This is a genomic window from Actinoallomurus bryophytorum, assembly GCF_006716425.1.
GTDB lineage: Bacteria > Actinomycetota > Actinomycetes > Streptosporangiales > Streptosporangiaceae > Actinoallomurus > Actinoallomurus bryophytorum.
Genome location: NZ_VFOZ01000001.1, coordinates 3,507,674 through 3,532,696, shown reverse-complemented (window position 1 = coordinate 3,532,696; position 25,023 = coordinate 3,507,674). Strand labels below are relative to the sequence as shown.

Below are 25,023 nucleotides of genomic sequence, written 5' to 3'. Positions count from 1 at the left end.
GGCGTCTCTTGATCACCATTCGCCGTCGTGCGGATGGTGATCAAGGAGGTTCGGTGATTTCTCGCATTCTCGCTCTGGCGTTGTCCGCGGGCGCGGTCAGCGCGGTGGGAGCGGCCGGACTGGTGCACGTCGCCCACGCGACGGCCCGTCCATCGGCGCTTGCGGTGACGCAGGGCAAGCCGTACGACTTCAACGGTGACGGGTACGCCGACCTGGCGTTCGGCAGCCCGTACGGCAAGGTCAGCGGCCACTCGAGCGCCGGTTTTGTGACGATCGTGCCCGGCTCGGCAAAGGGGCCGGTCACGTCGAAGAAGAAGATCCTCAGCCAGAACACCACGGGTGTGCCGGGCAGCGCCGAGGCCGGCGACCACTTCGGCATGGCGCTCACGTCCTTCGACGTCGACAGGGACGGCTACGCCGACCTGATCGTCGGCGCCCCCGACGAGGACACGGGTGCCGGGGTCGACGCCGGCGCCGAGTGGATCCTCTGGGGTTCCTCGTCGGGGCTGAGTGGCACCGGCTCGGTCAGTGACAACGAACCCAGCAACGGAAGCGAGGGGCCGGGAGCCGGGCACCGGTTCGGTGCCTCGATGGCCGAGGGCGACGCCGACGGCGACGGCTACACCGACTGGGTCACCACCGCGCCGGGTGCGGCGTTCTGGTGGTACACGACGACCACGCCGACGGCCGCCGTGAAGGCCGCCTCCGCGAGGTCGTTCCCGTCCGGCAGCCATGGTCGGCCGCTGCGGCACAAGGTCGCCGGCAAGACGGTGACCGCCGCGGCGACCTCGACCCTGTCCTTCTTCCCCGCGATCGCCGACGTGAACGGTGACCAGGCGGGCGACATCGTGATCGGCTGGCAGGACCCGTCCGCCACCGACCCGGCGCAGCGTTCCGGGTTCGACGTCTACCCCAGCTCGCCGGACGGCAGCGTGCCGGTGAAATCGGTCTACACGCCGCTCACCTCGCTGGCCAGCGGAGACTTCAACGGTGACGGGTCCTCCGACGTCGCCGTGGGCTACAGCGGCGAAAGCGGCGGTACGGGCGGCCACGTGACCGTCTACATGGGCGACTCCACCCTGTCGATGGCCACGTTCAACACCATCACGCAATCCACGTCGGGCGTGCCCGGTGCGGCGGCGTCGGGCGACCACTTCGGGTACTCCGTGGCGGCCGGTGACCTCAACGCCGACGGCAAGGACGACCTCGTGGTGGGCGCGCCCTACAAGACGGTCAGCGGCAAGACCGTGGCCGGTGAGGCGGTCGCGCTGTACGGCGGCACCACCGGGCTGACCGGCACCGGCGCGCAGGCCTTCTCACAGAGCACGGCGGGTGTGGCCGGTACGGCCGAGAAGAACGACTCGCTCGGCTGGACGGTGAGCGTGCTCGACGTCAACCGCGACGGGTACGGCGACCTGGTCGCCGGCGCGCCGAAGGAGAACGGCACCGACGGCGCGGTGAGCGTGCTGAAGGGCACCGGAACCCACGTGACGGCCACCGGCTCGTGGTCCTTCGGATCGGGGACACTCGGCGTCAGCGGACTGGACGCACAGGTCGGCGTACGGACCGGCCACAAGGGCTGACACATCAAGATCTGAACCGATCGAGGGCCGGCCACGGGATCGCCACGCGACCCCGTCGGCCGGCCTTTCGGCTTTCTGCGGGACACGATCGCGACCAGCGACTCGGCGCTGTCCAAGCAGGCTCCGCTCTGGCGAACGCCGGGTACGTCTCGGTACGCAAGGCGCGGGACCTGGGGACGCGGCGCACTTACGTGCAGCTCACCGCGCCGGGGCGGCAGGCGTTCCAGCGGCACGCCGCGGCGCTGAGCCGGATCGTCGCGGCCGCGGGCGTGCCGGCGGAGACGCCCCGGCCCGGCGAGCGCGAGGAGACCGCCCCTGGCCGGCCCGGTGGCCCTCACTGAGCCGACGGCACCGATCAACCTGCCGCGGAGTCCGTACGGGCGGCAAGGCGCTGGTGCCGCTGACGAGCCGCCTGGGCCGAACCCAGCCCCATGTGGAAGGCGATCTGCTGCCAGGTCATGCCTCGCCCCCGTGCCATCTCCAGCAGCCCGATCTCCATCGCGTCCACCTCTCCCCGCGCCGAGTCGACCAGGGTCAGCGCGGCGGCGATGTCATTGGCGTCCGCGCCGGGCTCACCGTCCCGTGGCACCAGCCCGCCTCCCGCGACGAGAACGACCTGGCGCCAGGCGTCCAGCGGCCCCATGGGCAGCTGGGACCGCTCCCAGCGTTCCCGCAGCTCACCGCGCGCGTGCCGCTCGGTGATCCTCATCAGGGCGGGGTACCTGCGCCTGGCATGGGCGCCGGCCGGATCGGGGGTTACGAAAGGGTCGTCGGTCATGCCTTCACGTTAAGAAGTAAACGATCTGTTGTCAACACTTTGTTCAAACGCTGGCCGAAGGGGTCGGCCGAAACCGCTCCAGCTCCCGCTGCGCGGTGGCCGCGCCCGAACCCCAGCCCAGGACGTTGGCCAGGGTCATCGGGCCAGAGCCTGCGTGGGGGGAAGACGGGCGGCGCGGGCGGCCGGGTAGAGGCCGGCGATGGTGCCGATGAGGAGACTGCCGGCCAGGCCGAGGGGCAGGGCCGTGGCCGGGATGACGGCCTCCCAGTGTTTGTAATGGGCGTAGCCGACGGTGACGAGGGTGCCGAGGGCGCAGCCGGCGAGACCGCCGAGGAGCGCGAGGGCGAGGGATTCGCCGACGAACTGGCCGCCGATGTGCCCGCGGGTCGCCCCGAGGGCGCGGCGCAGTCCGATCTCACTGCGGCGTTCGAGCACCGAGATGACCATGACGTTGGCGATGCCGATCGCGCCGACCAGGACGGCGACCGCGCCGAGGCCGAGGAGGAGGCCGTTGAAGGTCTTCTTGGCGGCGAGCTGGGCGCTGAGCGCGGCCGAGGGCTGGCTGACACTGACCAGGTCGGGATGGGCGGGATTGGCGGCGGCGGCGAGGGTCTTGGCGGCCTCTCCGACGTGGTCAGGGTCGGTGCGCAGGTAGACGGTGGCGGCCGAACCGTCGACGCGGAAGGCCCGCTCGGCTTCGGCGAAGCCGATGAGGGCGGAGCGGTCGATGTCGGGGGCCAGCTCGATGGGGGCGAGGATGCCGGCGACCGTGAAGGTCTTGCCGCCGACCCGTACCGCGGTGTCGGGACGCAGGGTGGTGATGCCGAGGCGCTGGGCGGCCACCGCGCCGAGGACGGTGACGGGGTAGTCGCTGGTGGCGGCGTTCAGGAAGACACCCTGGGCGACTTTGCCGTGCAGAGCGGAGGGCAGGTTGGGACGGGCCGCCTTGATGCCGATGCCGCCGGTGATGATGGAGCCGATGCGCTGGTTGCGCAGGACGGTGCCGGAGACCGGGGCGATGCCGGACACCTGCTGGACGTACGGGGCGTTCGTGAGGGTCTGTTCGGCGGACAGCGGAAGGGTGGACTGGTCGCCGGTGAGGCTCTCGCCGGGCTGGACGGTGAGCAGGTTGGTGCCGAGCCGGTCGAGCTCGTGCTGGAGGCCGGCCGCGCTGGACTGTGAAATACCCAGAACGCAGACGATGGCGGCGATGCCGATGGCGATGCCGAGGACGGAAAGGGCGGCCCGGAGTTTACGTGCGCCGATGCCGAGGAGCGAGACGCGGACCAGATCGGCGGTGGTGAGGCGGCTGGAACTCATGTCGGCTCCGGGTGGATGCGGCCGTCGCGGATGTGGATCTCACGGTCCATGGCGGCGGCGACGCTGGGGTCGTGGGTGATGACGATGAGGGTGGTGCCGTCGTCGTGCAGTTCGCCGAGGAGTTCGAGGACGGCGGCGCCGTTGGCGGTGTCGAGGGCGCCGGTCGGCTCGTCGGCCAGCACGAGGGTGGGCCGGCCGACGAGGGCGCGGGCGATGGCGACACGTTGGCGTTCGCCGCCGGACAGCTGGGCCGGGCGGTGCCCGAACCGGCCGCCGAGGCCTACTCGGTCCAGGACCTCGGCGGCCCGGCGGCGGCGTTCGCGCAGGGGGGTGGCGGTGTAGAGGAGGCCGTCGGCGACGTTGTCCAGCGCGGTGCGGTAGTCGAGCAGGAAGAACTGCTGGAAGACGAAGCCGATGGTGGTGGCGCGCAGCCCGGCGAGCCGCCCGTCGGTCAATGCGGCGGTGTCCTGGCCGTTCACGACGAGCGTGCCGGAGGTCGGGCGGTCGAGGATGCCGATGAGGTTGAGCAGCGTGGACTTGCCGGAGCCGGACGGGCCGAGGATCGCCACCTGCTCGTCGCGTTCGATGGTCAGGTCGATGCCGTGCAGGACCTCGACCGGCCCCGGATAGGTCTTGCGAACGTCGTGGAGCTCGATGACCGGACTCACTGCGGGACCACCACCCGGAGGCCCTCGCTGATGCCCGGGCCGGAGATCTCCACCCGACCCGTGCCGGCGCCGTTGGTGGCGAACATGCCGGTCTTGATCGCGACTCGTTGTACGGCTCCGCCGCTGGTGACGTCCACGGCGTACCCGCCGGTGGAGAGGGTGACGAGCGCGGCGACCGGTACGGCGAGGACGTTCTTGGCGCGCCGGCGGGTGAAGCCGACGGTGACCGGAGCCCGGTCCAAGCCGCCGCCGGCCTTGGGTTCGGTGAGCCGTACGGTCACCGCGACGGTGGCGTCGTTGCCCGAGCCCGAGTTGCCGTTGCTCTCCGAGCCGGAGGAGTTGCCGGCGGCGGTCGTGCTGACCTCGGTGATGACGCCGGGCGTCCCGCTGCCGTCGGGCAGTTCGACGGTGACCTTGTCCCCGGCGTGCGCGAGATCGCTGTCCGCGGGCAGGTCCACGGTGGCGATGCGGGCGGTGCCGGTGATGTCGAGGAGCCGGGCGCCCGCCCCGATCCGGTCGCCGGGCTTGGCGTGCTGGGTGCCGATCCGGAGCGAGCCTGGCAAGAACACCAGGTCGGCCAGGGTGACCCGGCCGGTCCTCGTCTGCTTGTGCGCCTTCTGCCAGCGCTCGACGGCGGCCTGGGTCGCGACGGAGAAGTGATCGTCGATGGTCATGCCGTGGTACGGGTCGTACCCGAGGGTGCGCAGGTTGCTCTCCAGCTGCTTGACGTCCCTGCCGTCGGAGACGCCCAGGGCGAGGGTGCGCGACAACGGTACGGCGCCGTAGAAGAGCCGCACCGGGTGCAGGCCGACGCCGTACAGCGTCTGGTCGCGGGTGACGGTGGTGCCCTCGGCGGGCTCGGCGGTGAGGACGCCGGACGCCGACGACTGGAGGGTACGGGCCCCGTCGAAGCCGAGCGTGCCCTGCTCCTCGTCGGTCTCGACGAGGTCGGCACGGGTGACGGTGGCGGTCGTGGTCCCCGCGGACGGGGTGGGTGAGGCGGTGGCGGAGGGCTTGGAGGCAGTGGTCCACAGGACTCCGGCGGCGATGACGGCGAGGCCGCCCACGGCGGTGAGCGAGATTCCGAGGCGTTTCATGAGCTAGCGGTCGTTCGGCTTGGGCTGGGGAGTGATGCCGCAGGCTCGCATCGCCTTGTCGATGGCCTCCTTGTTCAGCCCGTTGCCGGGGTGGATCTTCTGTCCCTCGCCGCCCTCGGTCGGCGGGGACGGGTCGGGGAAGTTCGGCACGCCGTGCTGCCGGACGCAGGCCGCCACCTTGAGCGCCTTGTCGTACTCCAGGCTGGGGTCCTCGGTCCGGTGGGTGAGGACGCCGTCCATGTACTTGCCGCAGATCTTCATGACCTTCTGCACGATCGGGCTCTGCTTCGTGAGGCCGGGCGGCGGGCTGATGTCGATGTCGCCGTCGGCGTTCACCGTGGGGTCGGCGACGTTGGGGATGCCGTTCTTGCGGGCGCATTCGACGAACTGGCGGGCCTTGGCCTCTTTGGCGGCCGTGCCGAGCGTCGGAGTGCTGGTCACGGCCGCTCCGGAGCCGTTCGAGCCGCAGGCGGTCGCACCGCCGATCACCAGGACGGCGGCAGTGGCGAGAGAGAGGATTCGCATGCCGGTGAGCCTCGGGTGCGGGGCTCGGGACGGGCTCAGCTTCCGGTCAGAATCCGGTCAGACTCGCGTACGGGCGGCAGCTCGACCCGGAACGTCGTGCCCTCCCCGGGCGCACTGGTGACCTGGACGGTGCCGCCGTGGGCGGCCACGATCGAGGCGACGATCGCCAGACCCAGCCCGGAACCGTCGCCGTAGAAGCGGTCGAAGACGCGCGCGGCCCGTACAGCGTCCATGCCCGGCCCATCGTCTGCCACCTCGAGGACGCCCGGCGCCGCGGTGACCGTGATCGGCGTGCCCGGCGGGGTGTGCCGGCAGGCGTTGGACAGCAGGTTCGCGGCGACCTGCCGGAGCCGGTTCTCCTCGCCGTGGACGTACAGGCCGGCGGTGGCCTCCAGCTCGATGGTCCGATCCGGAGCCGCGAGCCGGGCGTCGTCCACGGCGTCGGCGGCGATCGCCCGAAGATCCACCCGCGCGGGGCGCAGCGGGCGGCCCTCGTCCAGCTCCGCGAGCAGCAGCAGTTCTTCCACGAGCCCGGTCATCCGGGCCGCCTCGGCCTCGATCCGGCTCATCGCACGTGCCAGGTCCTCCGGCCTGTCCTGGGCTCCGCTGCGGAACAGCTCGGAATAGCCGCGGATGGAGGTGAGCGGCGTGGCCAGTTCGTGCGAGGCGTCGCCGAGGAACCGCCGCATCCGCTGCTCGGACTCCACGAGCCGCTCGACGTACCGCTGGATCTCTCCGAGCATGGCGTTCAGCGCCAGCCCGACCCGGCCCACCTCGGTCTTGGGGTTCCTGTCGGGGACCCGCCGGGTGAGGTCGCCTCCGGAGATGGCGTCGGCGGTGGCCGCGATCCGGGCGAGCGGCCGCGCGGTGACCCGCGCCACGACCAGCGCGAGCCCGGCTCCGATCACCACGATGATGACGCCGAGGACGAGCTCGATGACGGTGAGCTGTCCGAGGACCCCGTCGACCGGGGCGATCGGGATCGCCAGTGTCACCAGTACGGGGGTGCCGCCTTCGTGCATCGTCGTCGTCAGCGTCCGCCGGTGACCCGGTCCCGTCGGGGCGACGGTGGGCCGGCCGGCAGGGAGGTCCTCGACCCTCATCTTGCTGGGGAACATCTGGCGGTCGAGCAGGGTGCCGCTCTGGCTGCGGACCTCGACGACCAGGCCGGGCGGAAAGGCCGCCAGGTCAGAGACGCCCTGCGGCCCTTCCAGGATGCCGGCACCCGCCTTCCGGGGAAGCGGGAGGTCGGGATCGGGCGGGACCTTCCTCTCGGGAAACGGCATGTCGAAGAGCCGGTCCAGGCCGCGCTGGTCCTTGTCGGTGACGAGGACCTGCCGTACGGTGCCCGCCACCGCCACCAGCTGCTGGTCGAGCTGGTTCTCCAGCTTGCCCTTCATCAGCCGGTTGATGCCCACGCCGAAGGCGGCGAGGCCGAGGACGAGAAGGCCGACGAGTCCGGCGAGGATGCGCATCCGTAGCGACATGCCTCAATGGTCGCCTCGCCGGCTCATAATCCGGTCAGAAAAGGTGCGACTGCCCCGTGATCGGGTCACGATGGCCGGGTGGTGACATCTTCGGCGCGGCTGCTCGTGGTGGACGACGAGGAGAACATTCGCGACCTGGTCGCGACCGGCCTGCACTACCAGGGCTATGAGGTGGCCACGGCGGCCGACGGCCGGTCGGCGCTGGCCCAGGCGGAGGCGTTCCGCCCCGACCTCATCGTGCTGGACGTCTCGCTGCCCGACATCGACGGCTTCCGGGTGTGCGACCGGCTGCAGGGCCTCGGCCAAGCCCCGCCGATCATCTTCCTGACCGCACGCCGCACGCTGGAGGACAAGCTCACCGGCCTGTCCTCCGGCGGTGACGACTACATCACCAAACCGTTCAGCCTGCAGGAACTGCACGCCCGGGTGCGGGTGGTGCTGCGCCGTACCCGGACCGCGCCGGACGCGCCCCGCCGCTTGCGCGTCGGCGACCTGGAACTGGACGTCGACACCTGTACGGTGCGCCGCGCGTGCGACCAGGTCACCCTTACTCCGACCGAGTTCAAGCTACTGCGCTGCCTGATGGAGCACGCGGGCCAGGTGCTGTCCAAGGAACAACTGCTCGACCTGGTCTGGAACTACGACTTCGACGGCAACGCACAGGTCGTCGAGACGTACGTCTATTACCTCCGCAAGAAGTTGGACCGGACCGGCCCACCGATGATCCACACGGTCCGCGGCTTCGGCTACGCCTTGCGCGCGGGGTCATGAGGGCGTCTCAGCGCAGCCGGGACGCGATCGCGTCGATGATCCGCGGACGCGGTTCGGCGGCGCGGATGCCCGCGGGGAGGGAGCCGACCTCGACCGCGCGCCGAATGCCGTGCACGCACTCGGCAACGGCGCTTCGACCGTCCGGACTCATGCGACCGGCGTCGAGATCGTTCGCCCCGCCGCCCCGCCCACCGCCCAGGAGATCGCCCGGGCGAAGGCACTACAGAACACGTCACGGCGCCGCCCGCCGCCCCGGGCGCGGTGGGGGCTGGGCGGCGTGGCGGTCGCGGCGGGCGCCGCGGTGACCGTTGCGATCACACTCGCCGGCGGGAACACGCCCACGCCGCCGCCCGGCCCGGTGCACCTGGACGCCAAGGGAGCGATCCTCGCGGCGGCGGACAGGGCGGAACAGCAGCCGATCGGCAAGTACTGGTCCCTCGACATCATTGACGGACAGTCCTACATCATCCGCGCCAAGACCGGGACCTACGCGGTCACCGGTTCACAGAGCGAAATGTTCAACTGGCAGGGCGTCAAGCCCGGCATGGGCGAGGTTTACTACGCCCGCGACCTCCCGGCCCACCCGCAGGACACGTCATTGTGGCGCAAGGCGGGGTCGCCATCGCGCTTCCGTGTCTGGTCCGGCGACCACTACGACAGCTTCACGACCAAGGGAACGAGCTGGCGGGACAGCGGCAACGGCGCCGGTATCGACCCTCGCGGCGGAGGGAAATTCCGCGGGAGGTCGGCCGAGGAGCTACAGAATCTGCCGGCCGATCCGGCGAAGCTCACCGAGATGTTCCTGACCCAATCAGCGATGGGCTTCGCGAAGCCGGCGAACCGACCCGCCACGCCGGCGGCCATCCCTCGCGTCCAGATCAGGACGGTGGTCGGACTCCTGTTCGCCCCCGTGCCGCCGAAGGTACGGGCGGGAATGATACGGGCGCTGGCCACCCAGCCGGGCGTCCACTCGATCGGCCCCGACACCGACCCACTGGGCCGCCACGGCATCGCGCTGGCCTCCAACGACATGACGAACGGCTACCCAGAGGACGGCGGGACCTACCGCTCCCGCTCCGTGGCCGTCTTCGACGAACGCACCGGCGCGCTGCTGTCCATACAAGAAGAACTGACCAAGCCCAGCGGCGAGTACGCGGAGATGAAACCAGGCTTCATCATCAACTACGAGACCGTCCGATCGGCAGCATGGACCGACACCAAACCGGGGAAACCTTCGACCGAACTACCATTCAGCTAATACCACGACCCCCTAAGATAAGCGGGTTGCAGCGTCGTTTATACGGCTAAAGCCGGCCGTGCTCCGCAATGCCGATACCAGTTTGGAAAAGGGCGGTATCGGCATCGCGCTCCAAAAGAGATAGATTCCGATCAAGGGAGTCCGAAGTAAATGTGGTCTAGGAAATCAAGGGTTCTTGCTTTTTCTGTCCCCCGCCCGTCTGCTCGTGTGGCGGCGGTCGTCGCGTCGCTGGCCGTCGCGGTCGCCGGTCTGGTTCCCACCGCGTCGGCGTCCAGCGCGTCGGATAATCCGTGGCTTGCTCGCCGGGTCATGAACATGGCCCATGCCGGTGGTGAGAGTGAGGCCCCGGCGGACACCCTGTACGCGTTCGAACGCGCGGTCAGGCTGGGCGCGGACATGGTCGAGCTGGATGTGCAGTCGACGTCGGATGACCGGCTGGTGGTGATGCACAATTCCTCGGTCGATCAGACCACCAACGGCACCGGCCTGGTCCGCGACATGACCTTCCGCCAGGTCCACGCCCTGGACGCGGCGTACAACTTCGTGCCGGGCCGTAGTGCGGTTCCGGGTCTGCCGCCCTCGTCGTATCCGCTGCGCGGCGTACGCACCCACCAGCAACAGCCACCGTCGGGTTACCGGGCGAGTGACTTCGCCATCCCCTCTTTGAACAAGGTCCTCGCCACGTTCCGGCACGTGCCCGTCAACATCGAGATCAAGGGGACCAGCGACGCCGACACCGCCTCGTTCCTGCACAACGCGGAACTGCTGGCCACGATCCTCAACCGGATCCACCGCAGCGACATCATCGTGACCTCTTTCAACGACGAGGCCATCGCCAAATTTCACGAACTCGCGCCGGCCATCGGGCTGGCACCCGGACAACAAGGCCTCACCAATTACTTCTTGTCCGGCACGCGGCCGATCGATGGGACCGTGGCCCTGCAGATCCCGGTGAACCTCAACGGGATGCCGGTCGCGACGAAGGAATTCATCGCCAAGGCCCACGCGGACGGTTACGCGGTCCACGTCTGGTTCAGCGGCACCGCGCCGGAGAACGAAGACGCCTACAACACCCTTATCAACGCCTGCGCCGACGGCATCATGGCGGCCTGGCCACAGGTCCTGGAAAACCTCCTCGACCAGCGCGGCATCGTCCGCCCCGGCCGACCCGGCACCGACCCCTGCCAAAACTGATTCAGCTCCAGAAAGAATCCCGACCATCGCCCGGAGCCTGACCGGGCCGCATGCCCTTCTCGATGATTGGGGGGCCTCCGGAAGCGGGTTCCTCGACCAAGAAGAACCCCGCATCCGGAGACCCCGTGGCCACCCCAGCCTGAGGTACACCACCGCCGGCGGCCCGGCCTCGCCCGAGCCGGCAGGTTCTTCGCCACCGCAGTCGCCATCAGCGGGTCCGTTGTCGTCAAAAGGGCCTACCCCGTGATCGGAGTAGGCCCTTGACCTGCGCAGCCGGAGGGATTCGAACCCCCAACCTTCTGATCCGTAGTCAGATGCTCTATCCGTTGAGCTACGGCTGCTAGCTGCCCGACGAGTGTACCGGGAGTCAGCGGCGGCGCGCGAATCGGTGCACGCGCGCAGGTCGGCGTCGGTTGACCCGTGCGTCAAGCCGCTTCGCACGCGCCACCACCGGACGGCCGGACGGCCGGATCTACGATCCACAACCACTGTCCACAGATCAATCCGGACTGTGGACAACCCGTCGGCAAGCGTCATGAGAACGCGGGCGGCCGGCTCGATCGGGCGTCGGCCGATCAGGCCCGAAACCGTCCTAACGTCGCCGTCAAGCGCCGCCCTGCGAAAGCAAGAATCTGACTGGCCGGTTTCGGACCTGACTCCTGTAAGGATCAGGTCTCCCATTCGTCACGCAGCCGTCATAGCCTCCGCACGTTCCGAACCAGGAGGTAGCTCATGTCACTGTCCCGACGCTTGCTGGCCGGGGGGCTCGCCCTCGTGACGGCCGGTACGGCGTACGCCGCGTTCGCAAGTAGCAGCGGCGCCGCCTCGGCGCCGGCAGCGCCACAGGCACGCCAGGGCGCACGGTTGCCGATCGTGATCGCCCACCGGGGTGCCAGCGAGTACCGGCCCGAAGAGTCCAAGAGCGCGTACGAGCTCGCCATCGAGATGGGCGCCGACTACATCGAGCCGGACATCGTGACCACCAAGGACCATGTCCTGGTCGCGCGGCACGACAACTGGCTGAATGACACGACGGACGTCGCGAACCATCCGGAGTTCGCGAGTCTGAAGAAGACCAAGACGATCGACGGTGTGGCGCACACCGACTGGTTCACCGAGGACTTCACCTACGCCCAGCTTCGTACGCTGCGGCTCAAGGAGCGTCTGCCGGACCTGCGGCAGGGCAGCAGCGCGTTCGACGGCACCGACCCCGTCGCGAGTCTCGACGAGGTGCTGCAGATCGCCAAGGACCACCACGTCGGCGTCTACCCCGAGACCAAGCACCCGACCTACTTCCGGAGCATCGGGCTGCCCCTGGAGGACGAGCTGCTCAAGGATCTCGCCCAGTACGGCTTCAAGGGCAGGAACGACAAGGTCTTCATCCAGTCGTTCGAGACCTCGAACCTGCGGGCGCTCCACAAGAGGACCAGCATCAAGCTGATCCAGCTGATCGACACGCAGGGCGCGCCGTACGACTTCGTCGCGAACCACGACCCGCGGACCTACTCCGACCTGGTCACACCGGCCGGGCTGAAGGGGATCGCGCAGTACGCCTACGGGATCGGCCCGGGTCTCACCCGGATCATCCCGGTGGACGCGAGCAGCCACGCGCTGCCGCCGACGACGCTGGTCGCCGACGCTCACCACGCCGGTCTCGCCGTGCACCCCTGGACGGTACGGCCGGAGAACTCCTTCCTGCCGGTGGAGTACCAGGAGGGCAACCCCGGTTCGCCGAGCTTCCCCAAGGCCGAGGGTGACGCCTCACGGCTCCTCGCCGACTTCTACAAGCTCGGCGTGGACGGCATTTTCTCCGACGACTCCGCCCTCGCCGTCTCGACCCGGCACCGCGTCTTCGGCTGAGTCCGGGCCGGGAAGGACCTAAAGATCCAAGCCCGTAAGGCGAAGGTTCTATAACAGCCGCTGCCAACGATGCCCCGCGCCCACCGGGCACGGGGCATCGTCATCCCTACCCCCCGGGCGACTCGGGGCGACTCGGACGCCCCGGACTCCGAAAACCCGCACAACCGGACAAGTTGCACTAATACGGTGAGGTGGCCCCTAACCAATAGGGTTTGGGGTAAGTAGGAACACGCTGTTCAAATCGTGGAGCACGTACATGGCAAGGTGGTCACGCTTCGCCCCCGACGCCGATCGCCGTCTCGTCAAGGGACTGCACGACGGGGACGACGATGTGCTCGCCACGCTCTACGACGTGTACGCCGAGCGCTTGTACGACTACTGCATGGCACTGCTGGACGACCAGCGGGTCGCCGCCGACGTCGTACACGACACTTTCATCGACGCCGCCCGCCGCGCGCCCCGCATGCGCGACCGTGGCCGGCTGCGGGCCTGGCTGTACGCCGCCGCGCGCCGGCGCTGCATGCAGCGCAAGCTCCAGCTCGACGCGGCCGAAGGTGACCCGCTCGCCAGCCTGGATTTCCTCAAGCGCGAGGCGCTGTTCCTCGCCCTGCGGCACGACCTGACCGGTGACGACCTCGCCGTGACGCTCGGCGTGTCACTCCGCCGCTCCGAGGCACGGCTCCAGCGCGCGCAGGAGCAGGTTCCCGAGGCGGAAGAGTTCCTCGACTCCGCCCCGGCGCCCGTCCTGCCCGCCGCCCTGCGTCACCGCGTCCTGCACACCGGGACCGATCCAGAGCTGGCCGGCTACCGCGCCGAGATCGCGGCCAGGGGCGGCGCGCTGACCCCCGACGGCATGCCGCGCCAGCCCGACGCGCCCTCACACCTCGCGCGGCGCTGGGCGTTCACGACCGCGGGACTGTTCACCGCGCTGGTGACCGCGGTCGTGGTCCTCATGCTGATGGACCCGAACCTCCCGGTGCCGGACATCCAGTGGCCGGGCGGCAAGCCGCACACCTCCAAGGCGCCGACCCATCATCCCCGCAGGCCGGACGGGCAGGATGGGGCTCCCGGCGCCGGCGGCGGCATACCGCCGACCACCGCCCCGCAGGCACTCCCCACGCCGACGCCGACGCTCCCCAGCACTCCGCCGCCGCCGGGAGGGCGCAACGGCGTGCTGGTCGTCAGCCCCGTCTCGATCCACTTCCACGGCCATGACACGATCGCCGCCATCGTGCTCGGCGCGAAGGGCGGCCCGGTCTCGTGGAGCGCCGCCGCGTCCAGCCCCCAGGTCACCCTCACCAGGGCCGGGGGCACGATCCGCGACCACGGTCAAGTGACGGTCCAGGTGAGCCTCAACCGCGGTCTCATCACGTTGCCCGGCAACGCCACGATCGCGGTGAGCGGCGGCTCGGGCGCCGCCGTGCCGGTCGGCGTCGCGTGGGACATCTCGGTCCTTTGATCACGCGCCCGCCGCCACGGGGCCCACGGCGTGCGGCCAGGCGCTCAGTGCCGGGCGTACGGCCCCGGGCGGGAAGTGCACCCAGGCGCGCGCCTCGGTCTCCTTCAGCGACACGTTGATCGCGTCGTACAGCTCCGGGTCGATCAAGCCGGGGCCGTGCCGGATCACGTCGTCGTACAACCGGTCGGACACCACGAAGCCGAGTTCGCAGCGGGTGGCGGCGAACGCGGTCTTGAACGCCGGCGCCTCCAGCAGCCGGAAGGCGTGCACGAGCGTCTGCCCCGCGACCCCGTACTCGTCGAAGTGGACGTGGCCGGCGTGCAGTGCCATCCGCAGCCGGATCTGCGCCGCCTCGCTGGAGAGCTTGTTGTGCCGCCGCAGCCCGGCGCGTACCCGGTCGGCCAGGGGAGAGATGAGGGCTTCGGTGGCGTACGGGGCCGGTACCACGACGAGGACGCCGTCGCCGCGGTCCTCGCGGTGACATGCCCGCCACGGCACGCCCACCGTGTCGAACGCCTTCTCGATGATCCGGTAGAGCCCGGACCGTACGTAGAGCTGTACGTCATCGTCGCGACGGCGGTCGCCGAAGGCCACGACGTCGAACGCCACGATCGAGCACTGCTGTGACCTGCCCCCGATCGGCGGGTCCGGCAGGTGCGACAGGACCTGGGCGGACAGGCGCCGTCCGATCGTGCGGCCCAGGTTCGCCGACAGCCGGCGCGCCGCACGGGGATGAAGGTGGGAGGCGGACCGGACCAGGCCGGTCGCCCCGGTACGTAGGTGGTTGGGGGTCTCCATGGTGATCGGATCCTCCTCTCAGCCGCGGTCACCGGAAGGGACCGAGCGATGAGTCCGCCCCACGACGTCCGGCAGCGCTGCCGGCGTCGAGGGGCGGTCGGGTGACAGGTGCTAGGCGGCGTGCTCGCGGTCCAGCGAGGCGTGCCGGTCCAGCGAGGTGTGCTGGACCTCGGCCGGCTGTGGCCGCCGGACGTAGACTCCGGCCCACTTTCGTGCCCACGCTGAGCGCTCGTCCGGCGCCAGCGGGGTCAGTGGGTCACGGCTGCTGGACCTGATGAACGCCCAGAGCATCTCCGCGGCCGCGCCGAAGAACGCGACCGCGATCACGAGTAGGACGAGACTTGCCGGGTCGAGCAAACTCACGAGCTTCCCCTCTCGCTCGCACCGCACGGATTGTGCGGGTTTCCGTTCCGCCCCCTGATGTGGCCCTCGCGGATGCCTGAGGGCCCGTGGCGACCCGGCGACTCTGCCGTCCCGCCCTACCGGGATGATCACTCTGTTAAGATTGACTCATCCCAACCATTCGATCAATACCTTCAATACCCCTCGGTGGAATCATTAACCTTGTTTGACTGATTCCTTCCATGTGACCAAGATGGGCCAGGCGACACCTGCACGGCGGCGGACGTCATACATTCGCCTCGTCGGCGGGCGGCCGGGCTGGAGGAGTGATCATGGCGGTCTCCAAGTGGCGCTCGATCGCGGACGACCTGATCAAGAAGATCGACGGGGGCGAGATCGCCCGAGGGGCCCAGCTGCCGACCGAGCTGGAGCTCCAGGTCGAGTACGACGCCTCCCGCAACACCGTCCGGGATGCCATCAAGTGGCTGACGCAGCGGCAGCTGGTCGTGACCCACGCCGGGCGGGGCACCTTCGTCTCCCGGAAGATCACGCCCTTCGCCGTCGAGCTGTCCCCGCAGCCAGGCCTCGGGCCCGGCGGCGGTGACGGCAGCGCGTACGTCGCGAGCGCCCAGATCCAGAACCGCCGGCCGAGCACCTCCGACCCCCGGGTGGAGATCCGCAAGGCGACCGGCCTGGTGGCCCGGCAGCTTCAGATCGAGGAGGGCGCGCGGGTCGTCAGCCGGCACCAGCAGCGGCTCATCGACGACGACCCGTGGTCGCTGCAAACGTCGTTCTATCCCATGGCGTTCGTCAACAGGGGTGCCGAGCGCCTCGTGGACGCGGTCGACGTCGAAGAGGGCGTGGTCAAGTATCTCGAGCAGGAGCTCGGGCTCACCCAGGCGGGTTACCAGGACCTCATCGCCGTACGCCCTCCCGACCAGGAGGAGTCGGTCTTCTTCGACCTGCCGGAGAACGCGAGCGTCACGTTGATCGAGCTCTCTCGCACCGCCTATGCCGACAGCGGCGAGCCGATCCGGTTCACCGTCACCGTCTATCCGGCGGACCGGAACCTGCTCTACTACAACATCGGTGACGTACCGGAGGCCCGCATCGAGGTCGACGGGCCCGCGTAGCGGCTCCGCCGGCGACCACCGGTCCCACATCACCCCGGAAGCCATGGACACCACCTTCACCATGCGTCTCGCCACGGTCGGCCAGCAGCCGATCGTGATCGGCCTGATCGACGAGGCCTCCGAATGGCTGCGCGGCAGGGACACCGACCAGTGGGCCAGGCCGTGGCCGGACCGCCGCCGGCGGGACGGGCGCGTCCGGCGCGGCCTCGAACTCGGTGAGACGTGGATCGTCTGGGACGGCGACACCCCGGCGGCCACCATGACGATCTGCGAACGCGCGAACCCGGATGTCTGGCCCGACGGGGATGAAGAGGACGCCGTCTACGTTCATCGCCTGGTCGTGAGCCGCGCGTACGCCGGTCGCGACCTCGGCGGCCTCATGATCGACTGGGCGGTCCAGCGGGAGCTCAGAACGCGGCACGTCGAGTGGGTCCGGGTCGACGTCTGGAGCACCAACTCCGGCCTGCACGACTACTACGAACGGCAGGGCTTCATCCGCTGCGGCAGCTGCCCCGACCCGTCCTACCCATCCGGGGCGCTTTTCCAGAAGGCCGCGGAGGACACCCGGAAAACCAATACTCGCCGGCTGGTAGAAGAGCCGAGCGCCTGGTCAACGACCTCATGAACACACCAGATCGGCCTGCCTCCGCCATGAAGCTGGGAATGATCAGCAACTTTTAACGCATAATTCGGGCAGGCTCGTAGAAAGGTGTCTTGCTGTGACGGATCACCGCGAACCACTAGAGCACCCGGATTCCTGGGTGGACGCCGCGCGGAACTACATGACGCAGAGCGTTCACGCCCTTCTCCAGCGAGGACTCGGCATCGATCGCAGCTGGCTCGACCCGAGCGATCCCCGCGATGCCACCGTCGTTCTCGCCGACACCCGTGCGCTCGTCTGGGACGAGGTGACCGGCTGGCGAATCGGCCGGTTCGGCTCCGGAGCCCAGGGCGTACGCACGGCACTCGAGGGCGCCGTGCATCTCGGCGGCGGCCCCCTGCCCCCGCCGGCCGAGCTCGCCCGGCGGGTCGCCCGCGGTACGGCCGGGCCGCGACGGGAGTACCGCTCGTACGCGGACTCGGACGGGTTCGACGAGGTGCTCCGCAGGTACTGATCCCGAAAAGACGGGTACCGCCCGCGCGGCCGTGATGGCGCGCGGACGGTGACCGACCGGGGGACGTGGAGCAAGCGGGCGGGGCCGATGGCGGGGGACGGGTCAGGCGCGGCCGCCGGGTATCGCGATGAGGCCCACCCCGCCTCCGGCCGCGGCCGCCCGCAGCGCCACGGGAGCCATCCGCGCGTGTTCGGTACGCCGGACGAAACCGTGGTACTGGATGCCCTTGGCGTTCACGCGCACGGGCTGGAACTCCTCGGGATCGAGCGAGCAGAACCCGGTACGTATGACGTCCTGGTACAGGCTCTGCGAGACGATGAGCGCGAGGTCGCGATCCTGCTCGTCGGCGAGCAGCCGGCGCAGCGGCCTGGCGTCCAGGAGCCGGCTGACCACGATCGGCGCGTCGCCGGCGGGTCCGAACGGTCCGGGCGTCAGCGTCCCGTGGTGCATCGCCACCCGCAGCCGCAGGCGGGTCGCGGCCTTCCGGTTGAACTCTCCGAGGATCGTCTCGAGCTGACGCGTGAAGTCGCCGACCACCACGGAGACATCCACGTCCTCGGGCAGGACCGCCAGCTCGCCGTCGCCGCTGACCTGCTCGTACCATTCACGCTGGTCGAGCCCGGTGTTCTGGGCGGCGACGTTGATGATGCGGTGCAGCTCCGTCTGCGCCCGCAGCTGTTCACGCGCGTCCCGCGCGCTGTACTTCTCGACGTCCACCGCCATGACAAGACGGTACATAAGCCGAACGTTGCCAAAACCGTTCGTGCACGACATGGGCACCTCCAAAACGAACTGGGCCGTCCGCCCTCATTCGCTCCACTTCGGAGTGAGTGTGCCTCTCAGAGGTAGACCATGGCGTCCATTTTCCCCTACGCCCCTCAAGCCACCTCCACATCGTGACGAAACGTGCGTCTCTTAGACGTAAGAGTTGCAGTTCCGGTTCACCGGTAAGTTCCACTCGGGCGGCCGAAGTAAGAGGATAGTTGCCCTCTGGACAGCATGGATCGTGGAAGCGCCGCAGTACACGACCACCGTCGACATGATCCCCTCCGGTATTATCGGTCGGCGAAAACCCTGTATTTAGACACGATTATTGTCCGAATAGCCGAGCATTTTTGAAATACCCTCCGGTATCTCAAAGGAGTGCTCCCGGTTGGTTCAGACCGGGCCGCCCCGGACCGAATCACCGGGTTCGGCAGACAATTGATCAAGAAAACCGCGCCATGCCAGGTGTCACAGTCGGCGACTACTTGCTGTGACAATCGGGTAGCTAGCTGTCGTGACCGACATAACGGAGGGGGACGTCGGCGAGGGCAGGCTTCTGGTCATCGGCGGCAGGGAGAACCGCACCTGCGGCACTGGACCGCTCAAGGAGTTCGTCGCCCTCTCGGGGGCGCGTCGTTCACGCATCGTCGTCGTCACCACGGCCACCGGTGTACCCGAAGAGGTCACCGCGGAGTACACCACGGTGTTCAGCCGCCTCGGCGCCTCATCGGTGACCGAGCTGCGGCTCATCGGCCGCACGACGGCCGATGACCCGGCCTCACTCACCATGCTCGAGCAGGCGACCGGCGTGCTGATCAGCGGTGGCGACCAGTCACGCCTCAGCATGCTCGTCGGCTCGAAGACCAACGTCCTCCTGCACCACCGGCTCCAACGCGACGGACTGGTGATCGCCGGCACCAGCGCGGGTGCGACCGCGCTCGGCCGCTGGATGATCCTCGGCGGTGACGGGACGACGTCTTCGGTACGGATCGGGCCGGGGCTGGATCTGCTCGGCAACGTATTGATCGACATGCATTTCGCCGAACGGGGCCGGCTGCCTCGCCTGCTCAGCGGGATCGCCCTGGACGTGGAGTACCTGGGCGTCGGGATCGACGAGGACACCGCGATCGTGGTCGACGGCGACCGCTTCGAGGTGATCGGCAGCGGCGTGGTCACCGTCGTGGACGCCGACCGGGCCACCGTCGCCCCTGCCGCGAACAACCCGATGGCCCTGTTCGACGTTCGTCTGCATCTCCTTCCGGCCGGCTGCTGTTTCGACCTGGAGCAGCGCAAACCGTGGTTCGGCCCGACACGGGAAGAAGAGGAGTAAGCCGTGCACCTCGACCATCTGCGCTGGCTCGGCGGTCCCAATCTGTACGTCTCACGGCCGGTGGCGGTCGCCCGCCTCGAGCTGGAAGAGCTCACCGGCCGGGAGACCACGGACTTCGCCGGCTTCGCCGAACGACTGGTGCCCCTGCTGCCGGGCCTGGCCCAGCACCACTGTTCGGCCGGGCGGCCCGGCGGGTTACTGCGGGCGATGGCCCGTGGCACCTATTTCGGGCACGTCACCGAGCACGTGACCCTGGAACTGTCCTCGATGATCGGCCGGGAGGTCTTCTTCGGCCGTACGGTGTGGGCGGGCGCGCCGGGACGCTACGACGTCATCCTCGAATGCCCGCGCGACGAGGCGCCCGAGACGTCGGTCGTGGAGGACCTGATCCGGCTCGCGATCCGGACCGTCACCGAGCTGCTGGCCGGCCGTACTCCCGGCCTGACCGCGCCCCTGTCGGCCATCGCCAACGCGTACGGGCAGGCCCGGCTGGGTGTCAGCACGGCGGCACTGGCCGAGGCGGCGAGGCGCCGCGGCATCCCGGTACGCCGGATGGGCCACCTGAACCTCCTGCAGCTCGGGCACGGACGTCACCGGCGCATGGTCTGGGCGGCCATGACCGACCGGACCTCGGCGGTCGGCATGGAGGCGGCCGCGGACAAGATGCTGACGAAGTGCCTGCTGGAGGAGGCCGGCCTGCCCGTACCGAGCGGGTACGTCGTCGCATCCGCCGACGACGCCGTGTCGGTCTTGCACGACATCGGCGGCCCGGTCGTGGTCAAGCCGCTGTCCGGCCACCACGGCGAGAAGGTCTCGATCGAGCTGACCGACCCCGCCGAGGTGGTCACCGCCTTCCGCGAGGCCGCGACGGTGTGCGAGGAGGTGCTGGTGGAGGCCTACGTACCCGGCCGCGACCACCGGGTGCTCGTGGTCGGCGACCGCGTCGTCGCCGCCGCGGAGCTGAGCCCGGCGCGGGTGACCGGCGACGGACGGTCCACCATCGCCGAGCTCGTCGCCATCGCCAACGCCGACCCGGCACGCGGCGAGGGACACGACCGCCCGCTCACCCGCCTGACGCTCGGCGACACCGAGCTCGCCCATCTGGCCGCCCGTGACCTGCATCCCGGCTGTGTCCCCGCCGACGGCGAGGTGGTCTCGCTGCGCCGCAACGCGAACCTGTCGACCGGCGGCACCAGCAAGGACGTCACCGATCGCGTGCACCCCGACATCACGCGGCTGTGCCGCCGGGTGGCGTCCGCGGTCGGGCTCGACGTCTGCGGCATCGACCTGCGGCTCCCGGACATCGGCGCGCCGGTGCCGCCGGACGCCGGCGGCATCGGAGTGATCGAGGTGAACGCGTCACCGGGGCTGCGCATGCATCTGGCCCCGTACGAGGGCAGCTCCCGCGACGTCGCCGCGGACATCATCGACCAGATGTACCCGCCGGGAAGCTCGGCGCGGGTCCCTCTCGTCACCGTCACCGGCACCAACGGGAAGACCACCACCGTGCGCATGGTCGCGCACCTGCTGGGCCAGGACGGCCGCACGGTGGGCATGTGCACGACCGAGGGGGTCTACCTGGGCGCCGATCTCCTCTACAAGGCCGACGCGTCCGGCCCGCGGTCGGCGCAGATGGTGCTGGGCAACCGTGCGGTCGAGGCGGCCGTGCTGGAGACCGCGCGCGGCGGGATCGTGCGGCGCGGGCTCGGCTATGACCGCGCCGACGTCGCGATCGTCACCAACATCACCGACGACCATCTCGGTGTCGACGACATCACCTCGGTCGACGACCTCGTCGAGATCAAGGCGCTGGTCGCCGAGGAGATCAAGTCCGGCGGCCATGTCGTGCTCAACGCGGACGATCCACGCGTCGCGGAGCTCGCCGACCGCCCGTCGGTGCGCCGGCGCAAGCCGGTCATCCGCTACTTCGCCCGCAGCGGAACCAACAGGGTCATCGAACGGCACCTACGCATGGACGGCGTCGCCTACTACACCGAGGACGGCTGGCTCGTCGAGGCGGCGGGACGCCGGACCAACGCGCTGCTCCCGATCGCCGACGTCGCCGGCTCCTTCGGAGGCAAGGCCGACTACATGATCGCCAACGCGCTGGCCGCCGCCGCGGCCGCACGCGCGCTCGGCGTTCCGGCGAGCATGGTGGCGTTCGGGCTGCGGACCTTCGACCCGCACCGGTGCAATCCGGGCCGAGGCTGTTCGTTCCGCATCGAGGAGACGCCCGTCGTCGTCGACTACGCGCACAACCCCGCGGCCGTCGCGGCCGTCGGCAGCCTCTTGCGGCGCGTGTGGGGACGCGACGGCGTCGCGGCGGTGACACTGCCCGGAGACCGCTGCGACGACCTGGTGATGGACACCGCACGCGAGGTCGCCCGGTGCTTCGACCGCGTGGTCGTGTACGAGGACGAGGACCTGCGCGGCCGGCGGTCGGGGGAGATGACACGGCTCATCATCGAAGGGCTCACCGACGTCCGGCCGGACGTACGGATCCGCACCGCGGGCGACCTCAAGGACGCCGTCGGCATGGCCCTCACCCTTGCCGCGCCCGGCGAGCCCCTCCTCCTGTTGTACGAGAAGCTCCAGCCCGTCGCCGACCTGCTCCAGACCCTCGGCGCCGCCCGCCTGTGCTCGCCGGCCACCGAAGGGTCCGGCTGAGCGGCCCGCCGACCGGCCCGCAGGGGGTGCGGGCCGGACGGCGTGCGGTGATCACAACCACTCGCGCTCGCTCGCGATGCGGATCGCGTCCATCCGGTTGCGGGCGCCGATCCGGTCGAATGTACGGGACAGATGGTTGCGCACCGTCTTGGCGCTCAACGACAGCTCCGCGGCGATCTCGACCGTCGAGGCGCCGACGGCGGCGATCCGGAGGATCTCCTGCTCACGGCGCGTCAGCGGGTTCTCGTCGATGGCGCGCGCGGTACGGGCGAGATCCGGGTCGACCACGCTACGGCCGGCGGCCACCCGGCGTACGCACCAGGTCAGGCGCTCGACCGGTGCCTCCCTGGTGATCAGGCCGAGCGGTTGCACGGCCATGGCGCGGCTGAGAGCGCAGGAGTCGCCGCGGCCGACGAGCATCACCGTGGCGCACTCGGGCAGCTTCGCCCTGAGCTCGGTCGCCACGCTCGCCCCACCGGCCGGCGGCAGGTCGACGTCGATGACGGCTACTTCGGGCGTCACTTCGGACGCCGCCGGGACGAGCAGGTCGCCTTCTTCGAGTTCGGCGACGACATCGATTCCGGGTTCACGGGTGAGATAGACGACGAGGCCCATGCGCAGGAGATGCACATGCTCGGCGACGAGCGTACGGATCATGAGTCGTTCCCCTTGGACGAAGTTCACCTGCGGCCGCCCGGCACCCGGGAGGCACGCACTGACCTGGAACTGGAAGGGGCATGCGGGCGGCGGGACACGTCGAAGACGTGTCGCCGGCACCGGCCCGACATCGGGCTAGTCAGGGGAGAACGGTGGCTTGTCCGCGATGGTGCGGCTGATCGTCGTCTCCGGTTCGGTGACGACGCTCCAGAGACCGGGCGCCGGCAGGTGCAGCCGCGGCAGGTCGCTCGCGCTCGAGGAGGTCTTGCCTCCGGAGTCGCCGCCGGACCCGGAACCCGAGACCGGTGCGGGCACCGGGACGGGCGTTCTCAGGCCAGGCCGTAGATCATCTCGTGGGGAGTCGGGCACGATGGCGCCGGTCAGCTTCATCCGTACCGGCGACGTCGCCGGCCCCTCGCCGGTCTCGCCTGCTTCGCCTGTTTGGCCGGGTCGCGTCAGCGGCCTCCGCGTCCATTCGCCGATCGGCTGAGTGCGCACCGGGCCCTGGAACGCCGACGGTGCCGGTGAACGCGGCCGCCAGGGCTGCGACGGATCGCAGCCCGGGTCGTCGTCGTCGCGCGCGGACGGCGAGCGCGGGTGCACTGCCCGCGTGGCTCGCTTCTTGGCCGCTTTGATCGCGCCGGCGGCGGACGGCAGGGGGGCTGTGCGCGGCAGCCGGACGGTCCGTGGCAGCCCCAGGTCGTGGGACAGCCCGCCGAGCCGGATCCGGGTGGCGGGCACCGTCGCGTGTACGAGCGCGGCCGGCCTCCGTACCGTGCCCAGCGCGGTCTTCCCCGCGTCGTGGATGACGTGGGAGACCGGCTGCCGGGTGCCGGTGCCCGTCCGGCCGGTGAGCCCGCCCAGCGTGCGGCTCAGGGCGTGGGTGCCGGACCGCACCGTCGTCGGAGAGGAGGGTTTCACGTGGAGCAGGGGGCGCGGCGTCGTCGAAGAATGCGACGGAAGCACGTCCGCGTGGGCCTGGGAGAGGGCGGTGAACGCCCAGAACGCCAGGATGAGCCCCGCGACGGCGAGCAGGCGCCGGGCCAGGACGCTCAACGCGGTACGAAGCGTGCGTAAGTCGGCCGGCGTGTCTTGCGTCACGCTCTCCCGGCATGGCGTTGTCCGGGGCGCCGATGGCCGCCCCGGACAACACTCCTTTGTGCCCATCTTCCGCCCCCGCCGCTCTCGGCTGGAACGGGACTTTCCCCCTCGGACCTGAATCAATCCAATCCGACGAGGATGTCCGGTCCCGGCCGCCGTTCGCCGATCAGCGCGGGCGGACGGTCAGTCTCAGGGCGCTCCTCCCAGGAGTGATCGCAGGTCGATCCCGTCGTTGCCGAGATCGCCGTCGTCATCGTCGTCGCCGTCGCCTCTTCCGTCGTAGACGCGGTCGAACTTCTGTTCGTCGTTCTGCTGCTGCACCGAGGTCCCCGGCCAGTGCGGGCGCGGTGCCGGACCGTTCTGGTCCTGCGGGCGGGGCAGCGGCGTGCCGTCCGCCCGTACGGCGTGGTGGTGTCTCCGCGCGGGCGCCGACATGGTGAGCGCGGGAATGGGCAGCGTGCCCGCTTCCTGCGGTGGCGCCGGCGGCCGGACCGGCTCGGCGGCCGGCGTGGGCGAGGTCATCGCGGATGGCGCCGTGTCCAGGTCGGACACCTGGTCGCCGTCCTCGAGCTCCGGCAGGATCGGCTCGACGAGTGGTGACTCGTCCGTGCCGACGGTGTACGGGAAGGCCGCGTGGCCGTGACCGTGTGACCGGTGCCGCCTGGGCCGTCCGTGCTCGTCGGCCTGGTCGGCGAGAGCACGGACCCAGTGCGGCCACGCGTGGTACGCGGGCGCCGCGGGCCGTGCCGCTCCGGCGAACGACCGGAGCCGCCAGCCGGACAGCGTTCCGCGCTGGACCCGCGAGCCGGTGTGCGGCGCGTGCAGGAAGTGGTGCTTGCCGACGTAGATGCCGACGTGGTGATCCCCGGAAAAGAACACCAGGTCGCCCGGGTGCAGATGCTTGAGGCCCACCTTTCTGCGGATCAGCCGGTGCTGGAGGTCGGCGCGGTGCGGCAGCCTGAGCCCGCCCTTGCGCCAGGCGGCCATCACCAGGCCGGAGCAGTCATACGTGCGCGGGCCTGCGCCGCCCCACTGATAGGGCTTGCCGACCTGCCGGTAGGCGAACCGGACGGCCCGGGTCGCCTTGAGGCTCTGGGCCTTCATTCGGGCCAGAT

At 70.0% G+C, this 25,023-nt stretch carries 25 protein-coding genes and 1 tRNA gene; 12 read left to right on the top strand and 14 right to left on the bottom strand.

Annotated features, from left to right (window positions below; all coding sequences use genetic code 11):
• Positions 1-53 precede the first annotated feature (53 nt).
• Together FB559_RS16580 and FB559_RS45540 are read left to right on the top strand one after the other, a co-directional pair.
• Positions 54-1,583, top strand: a complete 1,530-nt coding sequence (locus FB559_RS16580; RefSeq protein ID WP_141956453.1) for an FG-GAP-like repeat-containing protein — start codon at positions 54-56, stop codon at positions 1,581-1,583.
• Positions 1,505-1,924: a transcriptional regulator gene (locus tag FB559_RS45540; RefSeq protein WP_246121657.1), complete on the top strand. Its 420-nt coding sequence runs from the start codon at positions 1,505-1,507 to the stop codon at positions 1,922-1,924. Before FB559_RS16580 ends, FB559_RS45540 begins: the two co-directional genes overlap by 79 nt.
• Positions 1,925-1,938: 14 nt before the next feature.
• Here the strand turns inward: FB559_RS45540 and FB559_RS16570 are convergent, their stop codons facing one another.
• The 6 genes from FB559_RS16570 to FB559_RS16545 all read right to left on the bottom strand — a co-directional run bounded on the left by FB559_RS16570 (position 1,939) and on the right by FB559_RS16545 (position 7,458).
• On the bottom strand, positions 1,939-2,361 hold the full coding sequence (locus tag FB559_RS16570; RefSeq protein WP_141956452.1) for a DNA-binding protein: 423 nt from the start codon (positions 2,359-2,361) through the stop codon (positions 1,939-1,941).
• A 135-nt stretch (positions 2,362-2,496) separates the two neighbouring features.
• Positions 2,497-3,681, bottom strand: a complete 1,185-nt coding sequence (locus tag FB559_RS16565; protein WP_141956451.1) for an ABC transporter permease — start codon at positions 3,679-3,681, stop codon at positions 2,497-2,499.
• On the bottom strand, positions 3,678-4,349 hold the full coding sequence (locus FB559_RS16560; RefSeq protein ID WP_141956450.1) for an ABC transporter ATP-binding protein: 672 nt from the start codon (positions 4,347-4,349) through the stop codon (positions 3,678-3,680). The genes FB559_RS16565 and FB559_RS16560 overlap by 4 nt, the downstream gene beginning before the upstream one ends.
• The gene (locus FB559_RS16555; RefSeq protein WP_141956449.1) at positions 4,346-5,446 is read right to left on the bottom strand and encodes a peptidoglycan-binding protein; all 1,101 of its coding nucleotides are present in this window, start codon (positions 5,444-5,446) and stop codon (positions 4,346-4,348) included. The genes FB559_RS16560 and FB559_RS16555 overlap by 4 nt, the downstream gene beginning before the upstream one ends.
• A gap of 3 nt (positions 5,447-5,449) precedes the next feature.
• Positions 5,450-5,971 (bottom strand): hypothetical protein, encoded by a 522-nt coding sequence (locus tag FB559_RS16550; protein ID WP_141956448.1) that lies wholly within the window; start codon positions 5,969-5,971, stop codon positions 5,450-5,452.
• A gap of 35 nt (positions 5,972-6,006) precedes the next feature.
• Positions 6,007-7,458, bottom strand: a complete 1,452-nt coding sequence (locus FB559_RS16545; RefSeq protein WP_141956447.1) for a sensor histidine kinase — start codon at positions 7,456-7,458, stop codon at positions 6,007-6,009.
• A 78-nt stretch (positions 7,459-7,536) separates the two neighbouring features.
• Here FB559_RS16545 and FB559_RS16540 point away from each other — a divergent pair, with 78 nt between their 5' ends.
• Positions 7,537-8,229, top strand: a complete 693-nt coding sequence (locus FB559_RS16540) for a response regulator transcription factor (RefSeq protein ID WP_246121655.1) — start codon at positions 7,537-7,539, stop codon at positions 8,227-8,229.
• A 7-nt stretch (positions 8,230-8,236) separates the two neighbouring features.
• Here the strand turns inward: FB559_RS16540 and FB559_RS43925 are convergent, their stop codons facing one another.
• Entirely contained in the window at positions 8,237-8,380 is a 144-nt protein-coding gene (locus tag FB559_RS43925) for a hypothetical protein (RefSeq protein WP_185792255.1), read from the bottom strand.
• Between the two features lie 150 nt (positions 8,381-8,530).
• Here FB559_RS43925 and FB559_RS16535 point away from each other — a divergent pair, with 150 nt between their 5' ends.
• Positions 8,531-9,487, top strand: coding sequence for a hypothetical protein (locus FB559_RS16535; RefSeq protein ID WP_141956446.1), 957 nt, complete (start codon positions 8,531-8,533; stop codon positions 9,485-9,487).
• 207 nt (positions 9,488-9,694) lie between these two features.
• Positions 9,695-10,681 (top strand): glycerophosphodiester phosphodiesterase family protein, encoded by a 987-nt coding sequence (locus FB559_RS16530; protein WP_221640053.1) that lies wholly within the window; start codon positions 9,695-9,697, stop codon positions 10,679-10,681.
• 268 nt (positions 10,682-10,949) lie between these two features.
• On the opposite strand, the gene FB559_RS16525 is transcribed toward FB559_RS16530, so the two are convergent.
• A tRNA-Arg gene (locus FB559_RS16525) sits at positions 10,950-11,022 on the bottom strand.
• Positions 11,023-11,413: 391 nt separating this feature from the next.
• Between FB559_RS16525 and FB559_RS16520 the strand changes: the two genes are divergently transcribed.
• Both FB559_RS16520 and FB559_RS16515 read left to right on the top strand, forming a co-directional pair.
• Positions 11,414-12,541 (top strand): glycerophosphodiester phosphodiesterase, encoded by a 1,128-nt coding sequence (locus tag FB559_RS16520; RefSeq protein WP_141956444.1) that lies wholly within the window; start codon positions 11,414-11,416, stop codon positions 12,539-12,541.
• Between the two features lie 256 nt (positions 12,542-12,797).
• A complete protein-coding gene (locus FB559_RS16515; protein WP_141956443.1) occupies positions 12,798-14,000 on the top strand; it encodes a sigma factor in 1,203 nt (400 codons plus the stop codon).
• Here the strand turns inward: FB559_RS16515 and FB559_RS16510 are convergent, their stop codons facing one another.
• The gene (locus tag FB559_RS16510; protein WP_141956442.1) at positions 14,001-14,798 is read right to left on the bottom strand and encodes a hypothetical protein; all 798 of its coding nucleotides are present in this window, start codon (positions 14,796-14,798) and stop codon (positions 14,001-14,003) included. It abuts the gene before it with no gap.
• A gap of 111 nt (positions 14,799-14,909) precedes the next feature.
• Positions 14,910-15,161, bottom strand: a complete 252-nt coding sequence (locus tag FB559_RS16505; protein ID WP_141956441.1) for a hypothetical protein — start codon at positions 15,159-15,161, stop codon at positions 14,910-14,912.
• A 311-nt stretch (positions 15,162-15,472) separates the two neighbouring features.
• Here FB559_RS16505 and FB559_RS16500 point away from each other — a divergent pair, with 311 nt between their 5' ends.
• From FB559_RS16500 to FB559_RS16490, 3 genes are all read left to right on the top strand, one after another.
• Positions 15,473-16,273, top strand: a complete 801-nt coding sequence (locus FB559_RS16500; RefSeq protein WP_141956440.1) for a GntR family transcriptional regulator — start codon at positions 15,473-15,475, stop codon at positions 16,271-16,273.
• A gap of 43 nt (positions 16,274-16,316) precedes the next feature.
• Positions 16,317-16,898: a GNAT family N-acetyltransferase gene (locus FB559_RS16495; RefSeq protein ID WP_185792254.1), complete on the top strand. Its 582-nt coding sequence runs from the start codon at positions 16,317-16,319 to the stop codon at positions 16,896-16,898.
• Between the two features lie 94 nt (positions 16,899-16,992).
• Complete coding sequence (locus tag FB559_RS16490; RefSeq protein ID WP_141956438.1) at positions 16,993-17,388, top strand: DUF6292 family protein; 396 nt, start codon at positions 16,993-16,995, stop codon at positions 17,386-17,388.
• A 102-nt stretch (positions 17,389-17,490) separates the two neighbouring features.
• Here the strand turns inward: FB559_RS16490 and FB559_RS16485 are convergent, their stop codons facing one another.
• On the bottom strand, positions 17,491-18,111 hold the full coding sequence (locus tag FB559_RS16485) for a hypothetical protein (RefSeq protein ID WP_185792253.1): 621 nt from the start codon (positions 18,109-18,111) through the stop codon (positions 17,491-17,493).
• Positions 18,112-18,667: 556 nt separating this feature from the next.
• Here FB559_RS16485 and FB559_RS16480 point away from each other — a divergent pair.
• Positions 18,668-19,483: a cyanophycinase gene (locus tag FB559_RS16480; RefSeq protein WP_221640052.1), complete on the top strand. Its 816-nt coding sequence runs from the start codon at positions 18,668-18,670 to the stop codon at positions 19,481-19,483.
• Positions 19,484-19,486: 3 nt separating this feature from the next.
• Positions 19,487-22,150: a cyanophycin synthetase gene (gene cphA, locus FB559_RS16475; RefSeq protein WP_141956437.1), complete on the top strand. Its 2,664-nt coding sequence runs from the start codon at positions 19,487-19,489 to the stop codon at positions 22,148-22,150.
• 51 nt (positions 22,151-22,201) lie between these two features.
• On the opposite strand, the gene FB559_RS16470 is transcribed toward cphA, so the two are convergent.
• From FB559_RS16470 to FB559_RS16460, 3 genes are all read right to left on the bottom strand, one after another.
• Positions 22,202-22,807, bottom strand: coding sequence for a response regulator transcription factor (locus FB559_RS16470; RefSeq protein ID WP_141956436.1), 606 nt, complete (start codon positions 22,805-22,807; stop codon positions 22,202-22,204).
• Positions 22,808-22,942: 135 nt separating this feature from the next.
• On the bottom strand, positions 22,943-23,908 hold the full coding sequence (locus FB559_RS16465; protein ID WP_141956435.1) for a hypothetical protein: 966 nt from the start codon (positions 23,906-23,908) through the stop codon (positions 22,943-22,945).
• Positions 23,909-24,097: 189 nt separating this feature from the next.
• Positions 24,098-25,012, bottom strand: coding sequence for a C40 family peptidase (locus FB559_RS16460; RefSeq protein ID WP_185792252.1), 915 nt, complete (start codon positions 25,010-25,012; stop codon positions 24,098-24,100).
• Positions 25,013-25,023: the final 11 nt, after the last annotated feature.